The organism is Geobacter sp. PheSNFMC (genome assembly GCF_059620965.1).
In genome coordinates, this window is the sequence record NZ_JCAMRN010000024.1 from 26,445 (window position 1) to 42,979 (window position 16,535).

Annotated in this window: 14 protein-coding genes; 6 read left to right on the forward strand and 8 right to left on the reverse strand. The window is 62.4% G+C overall.

The annotated features are described in order from the left end of the window. Positions 1-179 precede the first annotated feature (179 nt). The 5 genes from AC6CDK_RS07220 to AC6CDK_RS07240 all read left to right on the forward strand — a co-directional run bounded on the left by AC6CDK_RS07220 (position 180) and on the right by AC6CDK_RS07240 (position 5,312). Positions 180-1,154 carry a response regulator gene (locus tag AC6CDK_RS07220; RefSeq protein WP_039645450.1) on the forward strand — a complete coding sequence of 325 codons (975 nt, stop codon included), beginning with the start codon at positions 180-182 and terminating at the stop codon, positions 1,152-1,154. Between the two features lie 514 nt (positions 1,155-1,668). After that, positions 1,669-2,349: a TVP38/TMEM64 family protein gene (locus AC6CDK_RS07225; protein WP_039645452.1), complete on the forward strand. Its 681-nt coding sequence runs from the start codon at positions 1,669-1,671 to the stop codon at positions 2,347-2,349. Further along, positions 2,349-2,681 carry an arsenosugar biosynthesis-associated peroxidase-like protein gene (locus AC6CDK_RS07230; RefSeq protein ID WP_010941967.1) on the forward strand — a complete coding sequence of 111 codons (333 nt, stop codon included), beginning with the start codon at positions 2,349-2,351 and terminating at the stop codon, positions 2,679-2,681. The genes AC6CDK_RS07225 and AC6CDK_RS07230 overlap by 1 nt, the downstream gene beginning before the upstream one ends. Before the next feature lie 11 nt (positions 2,682-2,692). Beyond that, positions 2,693-3,661 carry an arsenosugar biosynthesis radical SAM (seleno)protein ArsS gene (arsS, locus tag AC6CDK_RS07235; protein WP_039645454.1) on the forward strand — a complete coding sequence of 323 codons (969 nt, stop codon included), beginning with the start codon at positions 2,693-2,695 and terminating at the stop codon, positions 3,659-3,661. Between the two features lie 61 nt (positions 3,662-3,722). Further along, complete coding sequence (locus AC6CDK_RS07240) at positions 3,723-5,312, forward strand: glucose-6-phosphate isomerase (protein WP_039645456.1); 1,590 nt, start codon at positions 3,723-3,725, stop codon at positions 5,310-5,312. 229 nt (positions 5,313-5,541) lie between these two features. Here the strand turns inward: AC6CDK_RS07240 and AC6CDK_RS07245 are convergent, their stop codons facing one another. The 4 genes from AC6CDK_RS07245 to AC6CDK_RS07260 form a co-directional block, all read right to left on the reverse strand. Continuing rightward, a complete protein-coding gene (locus tag AC6CDK_RS07245) occupies positions 5,542-6,771 on the reverse strand; it encodes a hypothetical protein (protein ID WP_039645458.1) in 1,230 nt (409 codons plus the stop codon). 277 nt (positions 6,772-7,048) lie between these two features. Further along, the gene (locus tag AC6CDK_RS07250; protein WP_039645460.1) at positions 7,049-7,264 is read right to left on the reverse strand and encodes a DUF1450 domain-containing protein; all 216 of its coding nucleotides are present in this window, start codon (positions 7,262-7,264) and stop codon (positions 7,049-7,051) included. A gap of 86 nt (positions 7,265-7,350) precedes the next feature. After that, positions 7,351-7,872 (reverse strand): ferritin, encoded by a 522-nt coding sequence (locus tag AC6CDK_RS07255; RefSeq protein ID WP_039645462.1) that lies wholly within the window; start codon positions 7,870-7,872, stop codon positions 7,351-7,353. A gap of 71 nt (positions 7,873-7,943) precedes the next feature. After that, complete coding sequence (locus AC6CDK_RS07260; protein ID WP_192905954.1) at positions 7,944-9,470, reverse strand: phosphotransferase; 1,527 nt, start codon at positions 9,468-9,470, stop codon at positions 7,944-7,946. 324 nt (positions 9,471-9,794) lie between these two features. On the opposite strand from AC6CDK_RS07260, the gene gdhA reads away from it, so the two are divergent. Then, a complete protein-coding gene (gene gdhA / locus AC6CDK_RS07265; protein ID WP_039645464.1) occupies positions 9,795-11,147 on the forward strand; it encodes an NADP-specific glutamate dehydrogenase in 1,353 nt (450 codons plus the stop codon). A gap of 92 nt (positions 11,148-11,239) precedes the next feature. Here the strand turns inward: gdhA and AC6CDK_RS07270 are convergent, their stop codons facing one another. The 4 genes from AC6CDK_RS07270 to AC6CDK_RS07285 all read right to left on the reverse strand — a co-directional run. Beyond that, complete coding sequence (locus AC6CDK_RS07270; protein ID WP_039645466.1) at positions 11,240-12,946, reverse strand: methyl-accepting chemotaxis protein; 1,707 nt, start codon at positions 12,944-12,946, stop codon at positions 11,240-11,242. Between the two features lie 235 nt (positions 12,947-13,181). Beyond that, on the reverse strand, positions 13,182-14,669 hold the full coding sequence (locus AC6CDK_RS07275) for a methyl-accepting chemotaxis protein (RefSeq protein WP_192905953.1): 1,488 nt from the start codon (positions 14,667-14,669) through the stop codon (positions 13,182-13,184). 363 nt (positions 14,670-15,032) lie between these two features. Next, the gene (locus AC6CDK_RS07280) at positions 15,033-15,527 is read right to left on the reverse strand and encodes a chemotaxis protein CheW (RefSeq protein ID WP_192905579.1); all 495 of its coding nucleotides are present in this window, start codon (positions 15,525-15,527) and stop codon (positions 15,033-15,035) included. A gap of 9 nt (positions 15,528-15,536) precedes the next feature. Further along, on the reverse strand, positions 15,537-16,535 hold a 999-nt coding region (locus AC6CDK_RS07285), incomplete at its 5' end, for a methyl-accepting chemotaxis protein (RefSeq protein ID WP_496639787.1).

Genomic DNA, 16,535 nt, shown 5'->3' on the forward strand with positions numbered 1-16,535 from the left:
CCTCGGGTAAATTTTCGCCAATACTAGGTAATTACGCCTTTTTTGTCAAAGCATTTCTCTCCGTCAGTCTTCCGGAGAGCGTAACCCTGTCGATTTCCGATTCCTTTCTGATTGATTTTTGTATCATCCTGAACTACCATCCAAAATTCCAGATACAGACGGGATGGGGAGGTGTACAAATGGGCCACGCCATCGAAATCCGAGTCCTGGTCGTGGACGAATCGGCCCCTTCCCGCGCGTTCATCGCCTCAACCCTCGAAAAAGGCGGCCATACCGTCACTTCGGTCGCCTCCGGCGAAGAGGCTATCCACGAGGTCAATGCCGCCCCCTTCGACATTCTGGTGACCGACATCAACCTGCCGGGGATGAGCGGTCTCAATCTCCTCAAACTCCTGAAAGACTCCTATCCAGACCTGGAAGTGGTGATCGTCACGAGCAACGCCTCCAGCTTCACCGCCATCAAGGCCCTCCGCCTGGGGGCCTACGATTTCATCATCAAGCCCGTGGACGACCCCGCCATCCTGACCAACATCGTGGGACGCGCCGTCGAGAAACAGTCCCTCACCCGTGAGAACCGGCGGCTCATGGAGGACATGAAGAAGAAGAACCGGGAGCTCCACGACGCGCTTCACCTGATGAAATCCGCCAATCGTCTCTGCACGGCCATCTCGGCCTCCCTGGATGCCGGCGAAATCCTGAAACGGCTGGTGGAGGGGGCCGTGGAGGAAGTAACGGCGAAAAAGGGATACCTTCTGCTCCTGGACCGGGACGGGAGCTCCTTCTCCATGAAGGTCAGCGTGGGCGTGAGCCGCACCCTTGCCCATGGATTCAGGCTCCGCCACGACCAGGGAATAGCCGGGCTCGTTGCCGCCAACAACAAGCCCCTGTGCATCGACGGGGAGGTGCCGCCCCCCCTCACCCACCGGATGCTGGAGGAAGACCCCAACGGCGAGCTCTTCACCACTCCCGGCATCATCACGGTGCCCCTCCAGTTCAAGGGCCGGGTGGCGGGCGTGGTAACCCTTTCCGGCAGGGCCGACGGCAGAGCCTTCACCGATGCGGAAATCGAATTCCTCACCACCCTGGCGAACCACTCGGCCATCGCCCTTGACACGGCGGGCGCCTTCTACAAGCTCAGAAAAGGGACCTCCTGACCCGCCCGCTCCCACGTCCGTTGCATCACCGCCATCATCCAAGTACACTCTCTATCAGACCATTGAAAAACTGCTGTGGGAGCCATCTGCTGCGTTGCGCGGCGCTCGCACCCTTGCCTGGCCATCTGGCATGCCTCGGCTGTACTGCTCCGCGCGCCGGGTATCATGCCCTCCTTGCAGCGTTTCTCAACAACGGGCTATCGCCTCGATACCCCTGGGACTCCCCCTTCCCCGCCGGATCCGCGGAGGAACACCGTGTCCGACAATCCCGCTTCCCCACACGGCCCGATCCTTGGCGAACCGCTGCGCCCGCCCGGGCCGGATCATACCGTTGCCGGCTTCACGCCATGACCTGGCGGTTGTCGGAGCAGGCAGCGGCCACGGGGACCGGGAACCCAGCAGGAGCTCTCGCATGTGTCGCGAACCAATCGACTGCGGGTGACGCATGGAAAATATGAATATATCCCTATACCTGATTGCATCAGCACCCGTGACTGGTATATAACCTTCGTTCATGAACGCACAACGAATTACCGTCATTTCCCTCTTTGCCGCGCTGGTGGCCCTGTTCTTCATCCTGGACCTGGGGCGGCTGCTGACCTTTGCCTCGCTCAAGGCCAACCATGGAGCCCTGCTGGCCTTTTACGACGAACACCGGATCCTGACGGTTGCCATGTTCCTGGCGGTCTATGTCATTCAGACCGCCCTGTCGCTGCCGGGGGCCACGATCCTTTCCCTTGCCGCCGGCGCCCTGTTCGGGGCCGCGGCAGGGACCGCCTGGGCAGTGACCGGCGCCACCATCGGGGCGACGCTGGCCTTCCTGCTCACCCGTTACCTCTTCCACGATGCGGTCCAGCGGCGCTTCGGCCCCAGGCTGGAGGGGATCAACCGCGAACTTGAAAAGGCCGGGCTCAACTATCTGCTCTTTCTGCGGCTCGTCCCCCTGTTCCCCTTCTTCCTGATCAATCTGGGGGCGGGCCTGACGCGGCTCCCCCTGCGCACCTTCGTGCTCGGGACCTTCGTGGGAATCATCCCGGGCGGCTTCGTCTACGTCAATGCCGGCGCCAGTCTCGCCGCCATCGCGAGCCCCGCTGACATCGCCTCGCCGCGGGTGATCGGCTCTTTCGCCCTGCTGGGACTCTTTTCCCTGGTGCCGGCCCTGTACAAGAACATTACCGCTCAAAGGAGAACCTGATGGACTCGTACTATGTTCCCGACGATCTGGCGAAATTCGGCGACATCGGCAAGGATGCGCCTGACCTGGCCAAGAAGTTCTTCGATTACTACGGCGCCGTGTTCGCCGAGGGAGAGCTGACCGAGCGGGAAAAGACCCTCATCGCCCTGGCCGTGGCCCACGCGGTCCAATGCCCCTACTGCATCGACGCCTATACCCGGGCCTGCCTGGAGAAAGGGTCGAACCTGGGGGAGATGACCGAGGCGGTCCACGTGGCCAACGCCATCAGGGGCGGCGCGGCCCTGGTCCACGGGGTCCAGATGCGCAAGATCGCCGAGAAGCTGTCGCTGTAGCGCAACGGACCATGACGGAATCCCTCGCGCCATCCTCCTCCCCCTGCATCGAGGCGTTCTCCCACGCCCTGGAACGGTGCGGGCTGGAGCTCCGCCGGGACCGGACCACCACTCTCCAGGTGAATGTGGGTTCCCTCTGCGACTTGGCCTGCCGCCACTGCCACCTGGAGGCGGGACCCTCCCGGACCGAGGTCATGGCGCGGGAGACCATGGAGGAGGTCATCGCCTACGCCTCCCGCTGCCGGTTTCAGGTCATCGACATCACCGGCGGCGCTCCGGAGCTCGTCCCCGGCATCGACCGCCTGGTGACCGGGCTGGCGCCGCTGACGCCCCGGCTCATCGTCCGGACGAACCTCTCGGCGCTCCTGACCCCCGGAGCGGCGCACCTGCCCGAACTGCTCAGGTCGGCTGGCGCGGCCGTCGTGGCATCGTTCCCGTCGGCCAATACCGGTCAGGCCGAGGCCCAGCGGGGCCATGGCATCATGGAGAAGAGCATCGCGGCCCTGAAGCTCCTGAACGATCTCGGCTACGGCCGCGATGGGAGCGGCCTGGAACTGGACCTGGTGGCAAATCCCACGGGCGCGTTCCTTCCCCCGTCCCAGTGCGAGGCGGAGCGGAAGTTCCGCCGGGACCTGGAACGCAAGTACGGGGTGGCCTTCTCCCACCTCTACACCTTTGCCAACGTCCCCCTGGGGCGCTTCCGCCGCTGGCTGGAGGAGTCGGGCAACCTGGAGGGGTACCTGCAGCGGCTGGCCGGGAGCTTCAACCCGGCCACGGTGCCGGGCCTCATGTGCCGCTCACTGGTCTCGGTGGCCTGGGACGGCCATCTCTACGACTGCGACTTCAACCTTGCCGCCGGCCGGGGGCTGGGGGGAGAGCGGCGTCACGTGGCCGGCATGACCGGCTTGCCCCCGGAGGGAACCCTGATCCCCACCGATGATTACTGCTATGCCTGCACCGCCGGCTCCGGCTTCACCTGAGGCGGCACCATCGGAGCCCCGGAGGGGCCCGGAACACCATAACGACCGGAGGAGGAGTCCAATGAACGCCCATGAGCTGTGGCAGCGCTACCAGACCTATCTTCTTTCCGATGCGGACACGGGACTCATTCTTGATGTCAGCAGAATGGCCTTTACCGACGATTTCCTCGCTTCCTTGGAACCGGCCATGCAGCGCGCCTTCGACGCCATGGAACGACTGGAGGCGGGTGAGATTGCGAATCCGGACGAAAACCGGATGGTGGGGCACTACTGGCTCAGAAGTCCCGAACTGGCCCCCGACCCTGCCATCGCCGCCGCGATCCGTGAGACCGTGAAGCGTGTAACCGCCTTTGCCGCCGACGTCCATGCCGGAGCGGTCACGGCACCGGGAGGCCGCCCCTTCCGCAACGTCCTGGTGATCGGCATCGGCGGCTCGGCCCTGGGCCCCCAGTTCGTGGCCGATGCCCTGGGCGGCCCCAACGACCGGATGCGGCCCTTTTTCTTCGACAACACCGACCCGGACGGCATGGACCGGGTGCTTGAGACCCTCGGGGGGGATGGGCTGGCGGAAACCCTTGCCATCGTCATCTCCAAGAGCGGCGGCACCAAGGAAACGAGGAACGGCATGCTTGAGGCGGAGGCGGCCTACCGGCGCGCCGGGCTCGACTTTTCCCGTCATGCCGTGGCGGTCACCGGCGCCGGCAGCGAGCTGGACCGGACCGCCGAGGCCGGCGGCTGGCTCTACCGCTTCCCCATGTGGGACTGGGTCGGCGGCCGTACCTCGGAAACCTCGGCCGTGGGGCTCCTGCCGGCTGCGCTCCAGGGAATCCCCATCGGGGACTTCCTCGACGGCGCCCGGGTCTGCGACATCCTGACCCGCCGGCGCGAGACCCTCCGCAACCCGGCAGCCCTCCTGGCCCTCATGTGGCATCACGCCACCGGCGGCAGCGGCTCCCGCGACATGGTGGTGCTCCCCTACAAGGACCGCCTGCTCCTGTTCTCCCGCTACCTCCAGCAGCTCATCATGGAGTCCATCGGCAAGGAGCTGGACCTGGCCGGCGCCGTGGTGAACCAGGGGCTCACGGTCTACGGCAACAAGGGCTCCACGGATCAGCACGCCTATGTACAGCAGTTGCGTGAGGGGACCAACAACTTCTTCGTCGCCTTCATCGAGGTCTTGAAGGACCGTGAGGGGGTCTCCCTGGCGGTTGAGCCAGGCTTCACCAGCGGCGACTACCTGTCCGGCTTTCTCCAGGGGACCCGCACCGCCCTGAGCGAAAAGGGGCGCGAGTCACTCACCATCACCATCCCTGCCGTGACCCCCCGCACCGTGGGTGTCCTGGTGGCCCTCTTCGAGCGGGCCGTGGGGCTCTATGCCTCCCTGGTCAACATCAATGCCTACCACCAGCCCGGCGTGGAGGCGGGTAAAAAGGCGGCAGGCAGCGTCCTGGCCCTCAAAGGTGAGGCCATTGCCTTCCTGCGGCGGGAGGGAGCACCCCTCACCGCCCCTGAAATCGCCGCGGCCCTCGGCAGGCCGGAGGAGGCGGAAACGATATTCCGCAGCCTCCTGCACGCCGCCGCCAACCCGGACCACGGTGTCGTCATGACAGCGGCATCCCCCCTTGCCCGGAGCCGCTTTTCCGCCCGATGACCAGCCGCGCCTCCCGGCCTCCTGGTGGTGGGCGGCGGCTGCATCGCCTTCGAGGGCATCCCCTGCTGCGGGTGGAAGTCCATACGGACCGTCAGGGACCGCTTTTCCGTGCAATCTCCGGGTGCACCTCGCCTGGCGCCTCACGGACTTGATCGATTGCCGGTTCGTGCGGACCGTTCAGGAGTGGTGTGAGATGTCAGACAGGATGTGTAAAGGGTACGGAGGCGTGTCAGAAGCCCTGGGATGCCAGGAACTGCCCGAATGAGGCAAGATCGAATGAGGTGTCCGGCTTGAGCGGGAAGCCGGTGTTCGGCTCCCGGTCCGCCATGCCGATGGAAAGAACGATGGTGTCCGATTGCCCCGGCGCCATGAGGCGGGGGCCCCACTGGAGGAAAATGACCCGGTCCTGGGGGTGGGACAGGGGGATTCGGGCGGAGCTGTCAGAGAATGAGCCGATTCTGTTGGAAAAATAGACCGTATCCGGCACGAGGGGGCCCTTCCACTCGATGAAGTTGGCCAGACCGCTGCGGTCATGGGTTTCGCCGGCCGCTTCGTTGCCGTGGTCCACGTAGCCCGTCCAGCCGTAGCGTTCCGGATCAATGGTCCCTTCATAGGGAACGAGGCCGTCGACAACCCAACCCACGTTGCCCTCGGCCGAGCCATAGTTCCCCACCCACGGCTCGTCGCCGTAGACATAGTAGTAGCCCGTGGGCTGCTTGCCGATGTTGGTCATCCGGATCACGAGGGTCACGTAGCGGGTACCGGGCCTGAAGACCATGAAGCGGTCCATGGATACCGGCACGCCATCCAGTTCGAACCAGTGGCTGCTGCTGAGAACGAGCCGCTGGGGCGTAGATTCGAGGATGCGGCTCCCCCGGTATTTCAAGGCCGAAGGGGGCATCACCGCGGCCGGATTGCTCCAGGGCGAAATGGCCTCGTTAACGTTGCACCAGATGTGATGCCAGGATTTGCCGTCGAAAAAGGCCATTCCGGTTTCGTTCATGCTCACCCGGCGGTCCTTTTCCAGATCAAAGGGCAGCCCACCCCCCACGAACAGCCCCTGGGTTTCCTCCCCTCCGCTATCCAGATACCTGCTGAGACACGTGAGAAACTCCGTGCCGTCGGCGGCAAAACTACGGACGAATCCGCTCCCGTCACGGCGGAACCACTCGTATTCGAGACGCGGCCCGCCCGTAGCGTGGCTCACATCGCCATTGAGAAAACGGAACACGGGCTCGGCCGGCAGGGCGAAGAGAAGGCCGTTCTCGTCGCCGAGCATCAGGTCGTCCTTCACCAGCAAGCGGCCGTCCGTCCCCTTGAGGATGTAAATACCCTGCCAGTGTCCGTAATAGCGGACCCGCACCGACGTGGCGGCCGCAAGTGCCACCACGAGCAGGGCTGCAAGGGTGAACAGCCTGCGCTTGGGCCATCTGAACAGAGGAAACCTTGGGATCGCCATGCGTCATCCTGCCGGAAATAACTGTCGGCAACCAAACCCCGGACCTGGTGGCTCCATGGACCGGCTGCCTGCATCCGTCATACATTTTCGCCATATGACAGATCCTGTGCCTGACAGAATAACGCCAATATTCAATTATATGCTACATAAGTTATTTTCATGATTACGTATACACAAAGCCAACATCTTGATTATTCGTAACTTTTGAATTAGTCGCCAGAATCAGCCAGGGAAAAGACAGGGAATTCGGAGAGAGATGAGGCGTGGCACTATTTGGTTATTTGCCCATTTCCTTCACGATCTTTCCATACAGGTCTTCGGAGTCAATACCACAGACCGTTTTTCCGTTCACAAGGGCAAAGGGGGTCTTGTGGCAGGGGCCGCACTTGCCGATGCAGTCCCTGATCTTCACGTCGAGCTTGGGGAACTGTTCATGCAGCCGCTTGGCCACCTTGTTCTTTCCCTTGTTGTGCTCGCAGAAGCGTATTTTCATCACGCCATCCTTTCACACCCGGACCGCGGAGAAGGCGGAAAAAACCGCCTCCCCGCGGCCGATCTCGCATGCCGGACAACGAGGCCTCAGGGCACCTGGCCGTCGGCAGGGGGAGCGGTGAACACCCGCGCACCCAGTTCGTTGTCGATCATCAGCAGCCCGTAGCCGTTGTCTCCCACCAGCTTCAGCTTGCCGATGATCTCCCGGTCGTTTTCCTCCTCTTCGATCTGCTCGGTCACGAACCACTGGAGGAAAATCTGGGTGGCGTGATCCTTCTGCCGGACCGCCAGCTCGGTCAGGTCGTTGATGCACCGGGTGATGAACATCTCGTGTTCGAGGGTCTTTTCGAACATCTGCAGCAGGGAGGCGAACTCGGCCGGCGGTGCGTCTATGGGACCGAGCGTCACGTGCTCGCCCTGGCTGTTGATGTACTGATAGAACTTCATGAAATGAAGCATCTCCTCCTGGTACTGGACCATGAACCAGGTGGCGGCCCCCTTGAGCCCAATGGAGTTGGCATAGGACGACATGGAGAGGTACAGTTGGGCCGAATAGAGCTCGATATTCAAGTGTTTGTTGAGGGCCGCGGCCATCTCGGTGTTCAGCATGGACGATATTCCTCCTTGGGTGTGGTGAGTTGGGATCAGTATATCGGAAAACGAGCGAAAGGCCAGGCGGTTCAACCGGCCGGACCGGCTGAGAGATTGCTGATGGAGCGCTCGGCCTCCACGATCACCCGCCACAGATCCTCGCTGTCCCCCAGCCCCACCTTCACCAGGTAGGCAGCGATGCTCATGTTGGTCCGGGCGCGGAACAGTTCCACCTGGCGGAGGAAATCCGGCTCCACCTGATCGGAATCACGCAGATAGGCATCCAGGAACAGCTCCTCGGGATAGGCGTTCGCTATCTCCCCATGGCGATAGAACTGGTTGCGGAACTGGGCCAGGAAACACCCCACGTCAAAGGCCCGGGGGAGCACGTAGGAGCTTTCGAAGTCTATGGCCGCCACGAACAGGGTCGACCGGTTCTCCATGACATCCTGGCCCACGAACACGTTTTTCGGATGGAAATCGCCATGTCCCTGCACCATGTACCCACTCCCCTCCGCCACCACCCGCCGCTCCTCTGCCGCCACTGCTGCGAGGATTTCCCGCACCTTGCGGGTGTGCCTGTGCTCAATGGCGGTGAACCGCTCCAGGTATCGGGCCAGGCGCTCGTCTTCCCGGACCAGAAACTCATCGGACGGCGTGATCCTGAGACGGCAGTTATGGAGCCGGGCCAGCCAGCCGGCCGCCAGGGACAGGTATTCCCTCCCGTCCTCCGGTTCGGCGGCCAGGAGCTTGTCGAAGAGCGATTTCCCCCGCAAGCCCTGTTCGATGAGCGTCATGGAGGCATCATCCTCGTCGATGGGGCGGGGCACCCTGAATCTCCCCGCGTCGAAGCCGTGGCCGACGATCTCCCCCATAATGCGGAAGGCCCGCTCGGCGGACCGCCACTTGTGCCGGGTTCCGATCTCCTTGATGATGAGCCGCTCGCGCACCTCATCGGCCCCCTTGGTGCCGATGGTCACCTCGATGACCTGGCTGTTGGCGCCCGAGCGGGGAATCTCCTTCAGGAACGGCCGGCACCTGCCGTGCCTGATCTCGGCTGCCAGGGCGGCGATGGTCTTGACGGCATGGTCGAACTGGGTCGGATAGAGCCCTGCGTAGTTTTCGCCATGGGTGTCGGTGCCCGCGATGGCGGTGAACCGCTCCCGATGCCAGTCCTGGAGCCCCTGGCTGTTCTCCCGCACCGTGTGGTTGGAGTTGAAGATCTCCACACCGTCCAGCAGCGGATGGCAGAGCTGCTCAGGCGCGGGACGCTTCCCCCTGCGGTAGGGATGGGCCCAGACAAGGGCGGCAGCCGGGTAGCGCCGCCGGATTTCGGCCAGGGGAGTCCCCCGGTCGATCGTCGCATCCGCACCGTAGACGAGCACGTCGCCCAGTTCCGGCGTGGTCACTTCCTGACCGGTGAGGATGACGAAATGATCGGGAACCTCAGCCCGGCGCCGGACATCGGCCAGCTCAGAGGGATCCCAGAGGTGATGGTGATCCGTAAGAACGATCCCCTGCAGGTTCTTCGCCGCCACCTGGCGCACCAGGTCCACGGCCGCAACGCCGCTGCAGGAGGAGTATTCAGAGGTATGACAATGCATTTCGATCAGCACGGTGAATCCTCCCTTCATTCGGGTCTCACGAAAAGGATACCAGACCCCCTCCCGGCAACAACCGTTCCGCTCGATCAGGATGCGCCCGCCTTACAGGCAATCTACACGACAGTGTACATTATATAATCACCGGACTCATCTCACCGCAGGCAGCCACGATGCCCCCTTCATTAATTTAGTCGTAATATCAACTGATTAGTCAGACAAATACACTAAACTCACAATCTTGGTCCGCTATATGCATTAAACAAACGATCTACTCAGAAAACAGGACGCAATCTGTTCACACAGCTGGCTGCCTACATCTTAACCAGAGGAGGAACCATGTCACCGCATCAAGTTGACGAGAAACTTCAAGGCATCTATCAGGACGTTCTCAAGCGCAATCCGGGCGAAGTGGAATTCCATCAGGCAGTGGCCGAAGTGCTCGAATCCCTCGGCTCTGTTGTCACCAAGCACCCCGAATACCTGGAGCGCAAAATTATCGAGCGGATCTGCGAACCCGAGCGCCAGATCATCTTCCGGGTGCCCTGGCAGGACGACAAGGGCCAGGTCCACATCAACCGCGGCTTCCGCGTGGAGTTCAACTCGGCCCTCGGTCCCTACAAGGGGGGCCTTCGCTTCCATCCGTCGGTCTACCTGGGCATCATCAAGTTCCTGGGCTTCGAGCAAATCTTCAAGAACTCCCTCACCGGCATGCCCATCGGCGGCGGCAAGGGCGGCTCCGACTTCGACCCCAAAGGAAGGTCCGACGACGAGATCATGCGCTTCTGCCAGAGCTTCATCACCGAGCTCTATCGCCACCTGGGCGAGCACACCGACGTTCCCGCCGGCGACATCGGCGTGGGCGGCCGCGAGATTGGCTACATGTTCGGCCAGTACAAGCGGATTACCAACCGGTGGGAAGCGGGCGTGCTGACCGGCAAGGGGCTCAAGTGGGGCGGCTCCCTGGTGCGCACCGAGGCCACCGGCTACGGCGCCACGTTCTTCATCAACCAGGCCCTCAAGGTCCGCAAGGACTCCTTTGACGGCAAGATCTGCACCGTGTCCGGCTCCGGCAACGTGGCCATCTACACCATCGAGAAGATTCACCAGCTCGGCGGCAAGTGCGTGGCCTGCTCCGACTCCAACGGCGTCATTTACCACGAAAAAGGTCTCGACCTGGACCTCATCAAGCAACTGAAGGAAGTGGAACGCCGCCGCATCCAGGACTACGCCTCCTATCACAAGGATGCCAAGTACATCGCGAGCGGCAACATCTGGGACATCCCCTGCCAGGTGGCCATGCCGTCGGCAACCCAGAACGAGATCAACGGCAAGGACGCCAAGACCCTGGTGAAGAACGGCTGCATCGCCGTGGGCGAGGGCGCCAACATGCCCACCACCCCCGAAGGGATCAAGATATTCCTCGACGCCAAAATCGCCTATGGCCCCGGCAAGGCCGCCAATGCCGGCGGCGTTGCCACGTCGGCCCTGGAAATGCAACAGAATGCCCAGCGTGATTCCTGGTCCTTCGAAGACACCGAAAAGAAGCTGGAGAACATCATGAAAGGCATCCACCGTCTCTGCCACGAGACAGCCGAGGAATACGGCGCCACGGGCAACTACGTGCTGGGTGCCAACATCGCCGGCTTTACCAAGGTTGCCGACGCCATGGTGGCCCACGGCCTCGTCTAGGAACCTGTCCGTAACCGGGCATGACCCACGCAAAAAGCCCGGCCCGGAGATGATCTCCGGGCCGGGCTTTTTGCGTTAGACTCCATCGGGAGCTAGAACTTCTCGAACTGGTCGTCCAGGTAGTCGCCGTCCATCTTCAGGTCAACGCCCCTGCCGGTGGCAGCCTTTCGCAGCACGGCCGGCTCAGCCCGGCGGTCGTTTACGCTGCCGTGGCCCAGGCGCAGCACAGCCGGTTTCTTCGCCTCCGCAGCCGTTCGCACAACCGGGGGATTCCCGGCAAATCGCCCCTGCTCGTCGGTCTTGAAAAATGCGATTGCCGACTGGAGATGCTCCGCCTGACCGGCCAGTTCTTCACTGGTGGAGGCCATCTCTTCGCTGGCGCTGGCGTTCTGCTGGATCACCTGGTCAAGCTGCTGGATCGCTTTGTTGATCTGCTCAGCGCCCGTGTCCTGCTCTTTGCACGCGGCGCTGATCTCCTGCACCAGTTCCGCGGTCCGCTGGATGTCCGGCACGATCCGCGTCAGCATCTCGCCGGCTTCTTCCGCTACCTGAACGCTTGAGGCAGACAGCTCGCTGATCTCGCCCGCCGCCTTCTGGCTCCGCTCGGCAAGCTTTCTGACTTCGGCGGCTACCACGGCGAACCCTTTGCCGTGTTCGCCGGCACGGGCCGCTTCGATGGCCGCGTTCAGGGCCAGCAGGTTCGTCTGGCGGGCGATCTCTTCGATGATCGAGATCTTGGAGGCGATTTCCTTCATGGCACTCACCGTGCCGGCAACGGCCGCGCCGCCTTCCCGGGCGTCCATGGCGCTTTTGAGGGCGATCTTCTCGGTCTGGGAGGCGTTGTCCGCATTCTGCCGGATATTGGCCGCCATCTGCTCCATGGAACTGGATGCCTCTTCGGCAGCGGCAGCCTGCTCGGTGGCCCCCTGGCTCATGGCCTCGGAGTTGGCGGACAGTTCCTGGCTGCCGGCGGCCACGTTGTCTGCCGAGTTCTTCACGTCGGTTACAATGTCGCGGAGCGTGGCAACCATGTCGTTCAGGGCCGCCACCAACTGCCCCACCTCGTCCTTCCGGTCGATGTCGAGGGTGCTCCGCAGGTCACCGCCGGCGATCTTCAGGGCGAATTCAACCCCCTTCAGGACCGGGCCACTAATGGAGCGGGAAATGAGCAGCGCCAGAACGATGCCGATCACCAGGGCGGCGACGCTCAGGGCGATGACGACAGCCTTGGTGCCGTTGGCGTTGGCGATCATCTGCTCATCGGAAAGGATATGCGTGCGGGATGTCTCATTGAGCCCGCCCAGGTGCTTCTGCACCAGTTGCAGGTTCGGCTGGGTCTGGCTTGCGAAGATGATCTCCGCCTCCCGGCGGCCCTGCTCACCCTGCTCCTTGTTGTAGGCCTTCCTGATGAGTCCCGCCGACTCGTGGAGCTTGCGGTGGGGGTCCTCGATGGCAGCCAGTTCGTCCTTCAGTGCGGGAAGCATGGCCTCGGCCTGCTTACGCCCCTCGCCGTAGTACCACTCGCCGAACTTGCACTTGGTGTGATCCACCTGAACGGTGAGCTCCTTTACCCTGTCGTCCAGGAGGAACGCGCTGACGTTCTTGGCCCAGTTGAGGTGATCCACCTCCCGCTGGAGGAGCTCGGCCCGCAGCTTGTTGCCGTCGCTGACCTCCTTGCCGTCCCTGACGGCCTCAGACAGTCCCTTCACCGACCAGACGCCGATAACTGCCAGCAGGACAAGGACACTGCCTATGCCCACCAGCACCTTGAGGCTCAGCCTCAGGTTTTTCCAACTCATTAACTCCTCCACACTCCGTTCATTCGGGGTTTTTCTGACACCATCTCCAGGACGCCCCCCATTCCCCACATTTCATTGCATATATCGGTTTAGCCAGCAAAACCTTGAGGAAAAATTTTAAACCTGGAGTCCACCAGACAAAACAATTGGTCTAACAACAGGACATACAGACAGTTGCGGACATAAAAATACCGCGGCTCGCACTGCGGAATATCCCCCTCTCTGCCCGAGAGGACTATGAAACCTTAAAAAAGGCGATGGTTGCCTGGAGCTGTTCGGCCTGGCTGGCCAGTTCTTCGCTGGTGGAGGCCATTTCCTCGCTGGTGGAGGCGTTCTGCTGGATCACGTTGTCCAGTTGCCGGATGGCCCGGTTGATCTGATCCGCGCCCGAGTCCTGCTCCTTGCACGCGGCGCTGATCTCCTGCACCAGTTCCGCGGTCCGCTGAATATCGGGGATGATGCGGGCGAGCATCTCTCCCGCCTTCTCCGCGACTCGCACGCTGGATGCGGAGAGCTCACCGATCTCGCCCGCTGCTTTCTGGCTCCGCTCGGCCAGCTTGCGCACCTCGGAGGCCACCACCGCGAACCCCTTGCCGTGCTCGCCGGCCCGGGCCGCCTCGATGGCCGCGTTCAGGGCCAGCAAGTTCGTCTGGCGGGCGATCTCTTCGATGATCGCTATCTTGCCGGCAATAACCTTCATGGCAGATACGGTCTCGGCCACCGCCTCCCCGCCCTCGCGGGCATCCTCGGCGCTCTTGCCGGCTATTTTCTCGGTCTGAACCGCATTATCGGCAGTATGCCTGATAGTGACGCTCATCTCCTCCATGTTGCTGGACGCCTGCTCTGCCGCTGCCGCCTGCTCGGTGGCCCCCTCGTTCATCTCCTCGGCGCTTACGGACAGTTCGCGGGCACCGGCGGCAACGTTGTCCGACGCGGACTTGACGCTGGTGACCACCTTCCTGAGCTTGTCCACCATATTGCCCATGGCGGCAAGCAGGCGACCGATCTCATCCGTCTCCGTCGCTTCAATGGCAACGGAAAGATCGCCGGTGGCCAACCGGTCCACGGTGGCAACTGCGTCGCGCAGCGGGCGCACGAGCCGCCCCGACACGAACCCGGCCACAAGACACGCCAGCAGGACCGTGCCCACTGCGCTGCCAACGATGATCAGCTTGAGGCGTTCGTAGGATTCGAAGAACTCGCTTTTCTTCACGCCGACGTACAGCACGCCGATGATCGAACCGCTCGCGTCCCGGAGCGGATCATAGGACGTAAAGTAGGGGACGCCGAGAATCTTCGCCTCGCCGCGGTAAGGTTTCCCTTCCTTGAAAATGGCATCATAGGCGGGCCCCTGGAGTTTCGTGCCGATGGCGCGGCTGCCGTCCTCCTTCTTGACGTTGGTGGAGACCCGCAGGTCGCCCATGAAGATGGTTGCCGTCCCGCCGCAGAGATCCCTCACCTTGTCGGGTATCTCGAAGTTGTCGTTCACCACGTACTCGCCGACCATGAGCCTGCCGTTGTCGATCCGGGCGTTGGCTCCCTTCTGGCGGAGCAGTTCCCAGAGGGTCTTGATCCGCGTTTCCTGGGAAACCGTGGCGACTCTCATCAGATCGGCCCTGAACCGCGCAAGACAGATGGCGGTGATAACCGTTGCCGTCAGGACAACGATGATCGCGGTCATGGCTATGAGCTTCCACCGGATGGTCATGCTGCGTAATCCCATGCGTACCTCCCGAACATTCACACTGTGCTATGAATACCTTTCGACAGGCCGCAACCCATCTTTAGCGGCGATTGCGCGACGCCTTCAAACCAACAGCGGTTTTATAACCGCGTATACCATACCCGGGAACGAGCTGCCGAGCACCCCGGCCGTAACCCGGCGCCATCATTAGATCCATCAAAGCATGTTCCGTAATTCCCCGCACGGAGTGCAGACGCCAACCGGTACCGGACATCAGGAATTTCCTGATACCTACGATCATGATAGCGACAGCGTGAAACCCCGTTGCCACGTCATCCAAACACAAGGGCGCCCCGATTCCCCGGAGCGCCCTTGTGTCATTCCTGCTCTTGATTATCTCTGTTACGCAGCCGCCTCCCCTGCCGCGGCCAGCCCGGCCAGATCGTCCTCCCCGAACACCCGGTCGATGTCCAGGATCATGAGAAACGCATCGCCGTGTTTCCCCATGCCCTTCAGGAACGAGGTGTCCAACTTTGTCCCGATCCGGGGCGCAGGCTCGATGTTTCCTCTCTCCAACTCGAACACCTCCTGCACCGAGTCGGCAAGCATTCCCAGTACCAGCGTCTCCATTGCCGTCTCCACCTCGACTACGATGATGCACGTGTCGATGCTGCGCTCGGTTTCGGGCATCCCGAACTTCTGCCGCAAGTCGATTACCGGAACCACGCTGCCCCGCAGGTTGATCACACCGCGCATGAATCCGGGCGTCTGCGGGACCTTGGTGATGCTGCTCCATTCCAGTATCTCCCGGACCTTGGCCACGTCCACCGCAAATACTTCCCCGGCAAGGGTGAAGGTCAGGTACTGCTGCGTTTCTGTTGCGTCTGCGTGTGCCATCGCTCTCTCCTAGAATTTCTCGAACTGGTCGTCCAGGTGATCGGTGGCCAGGTTCAGATCCACCCCGCCGCCTGCTGCTACTTTTCGCGGTGGCGCGGGCTCGGCATGGTAGCCGTTGGATGTGCCGTGACCCAGATGAGGGATTGCTGCCTTTTTCTTGGCAACGGGCAGACGGGCCGCACTCCGGCTCGACGCGCCACGATCATCGGTCCGGAAGAATGAAATGGTTGCCTGCAGTTGTTCGGCCTGACCGGCCAGTTCTTCGCTGGTGGAGGCCATCTCTTCGCTGGCGCTGGCGTTCTGCTGGATCACCTGGTCAAGTTGCTGGATCGCTTTGTTGATCTGCTCAGCGCCCGTGTCCTGCTCTTTGCACGCGGCGCTGATCTCCTGCACCAGTTCCGCGGTCCGCTGGATGTCCGGCACGATCCGCGTCAGCATCTCGCCGGCTTCTTCCGCTACCTGTACGCTGGAGGCAGACAACTCGCTGATCTCGCCTGCCGCCTTCTGGCTCCGCTCGGCAAGTTTTCTGACTTCGGCGGCTACCACGGCGAACCCTTTGCCGTGTTCGCCGGCACGGGCCGCTTCGATGGCCGCGTTCAGGGCCAGCAGGTTCGTCTGGCGGGCTATCTCTTCGATGATCGAGATCTTGGAGGCGATTTCCTTCATGGCCACGACGGTTTCGGCCACGGCCGTGCCACCCTGTTTGGCGTCGGCGGCGCTCTTGAGGGCGATCTTTTCGGTCTGGGTGGCGTTGTCGGCGTTCTGCCGGATGTTGGAGCTCATCTGTTCCATGGAGCTGGAGGCTTCTTCGGCAGCGGCAGCCTGCTCGGTGGCACCCTGGCTCATTTCCTCGGAGCTGGAGGAGAGCTCCTGGCTGCCGGCGGCCACGTTGTCCGCTGCGCTCTTCACGTCAGCTACCACTCCTTTCAGCTTCTCGACCATGTTGTGCATGGCCGCCAGCAGTTGGCCCGTTTCGTCCTTGCTCGTTGCCTCGATCGTTACGGTCAG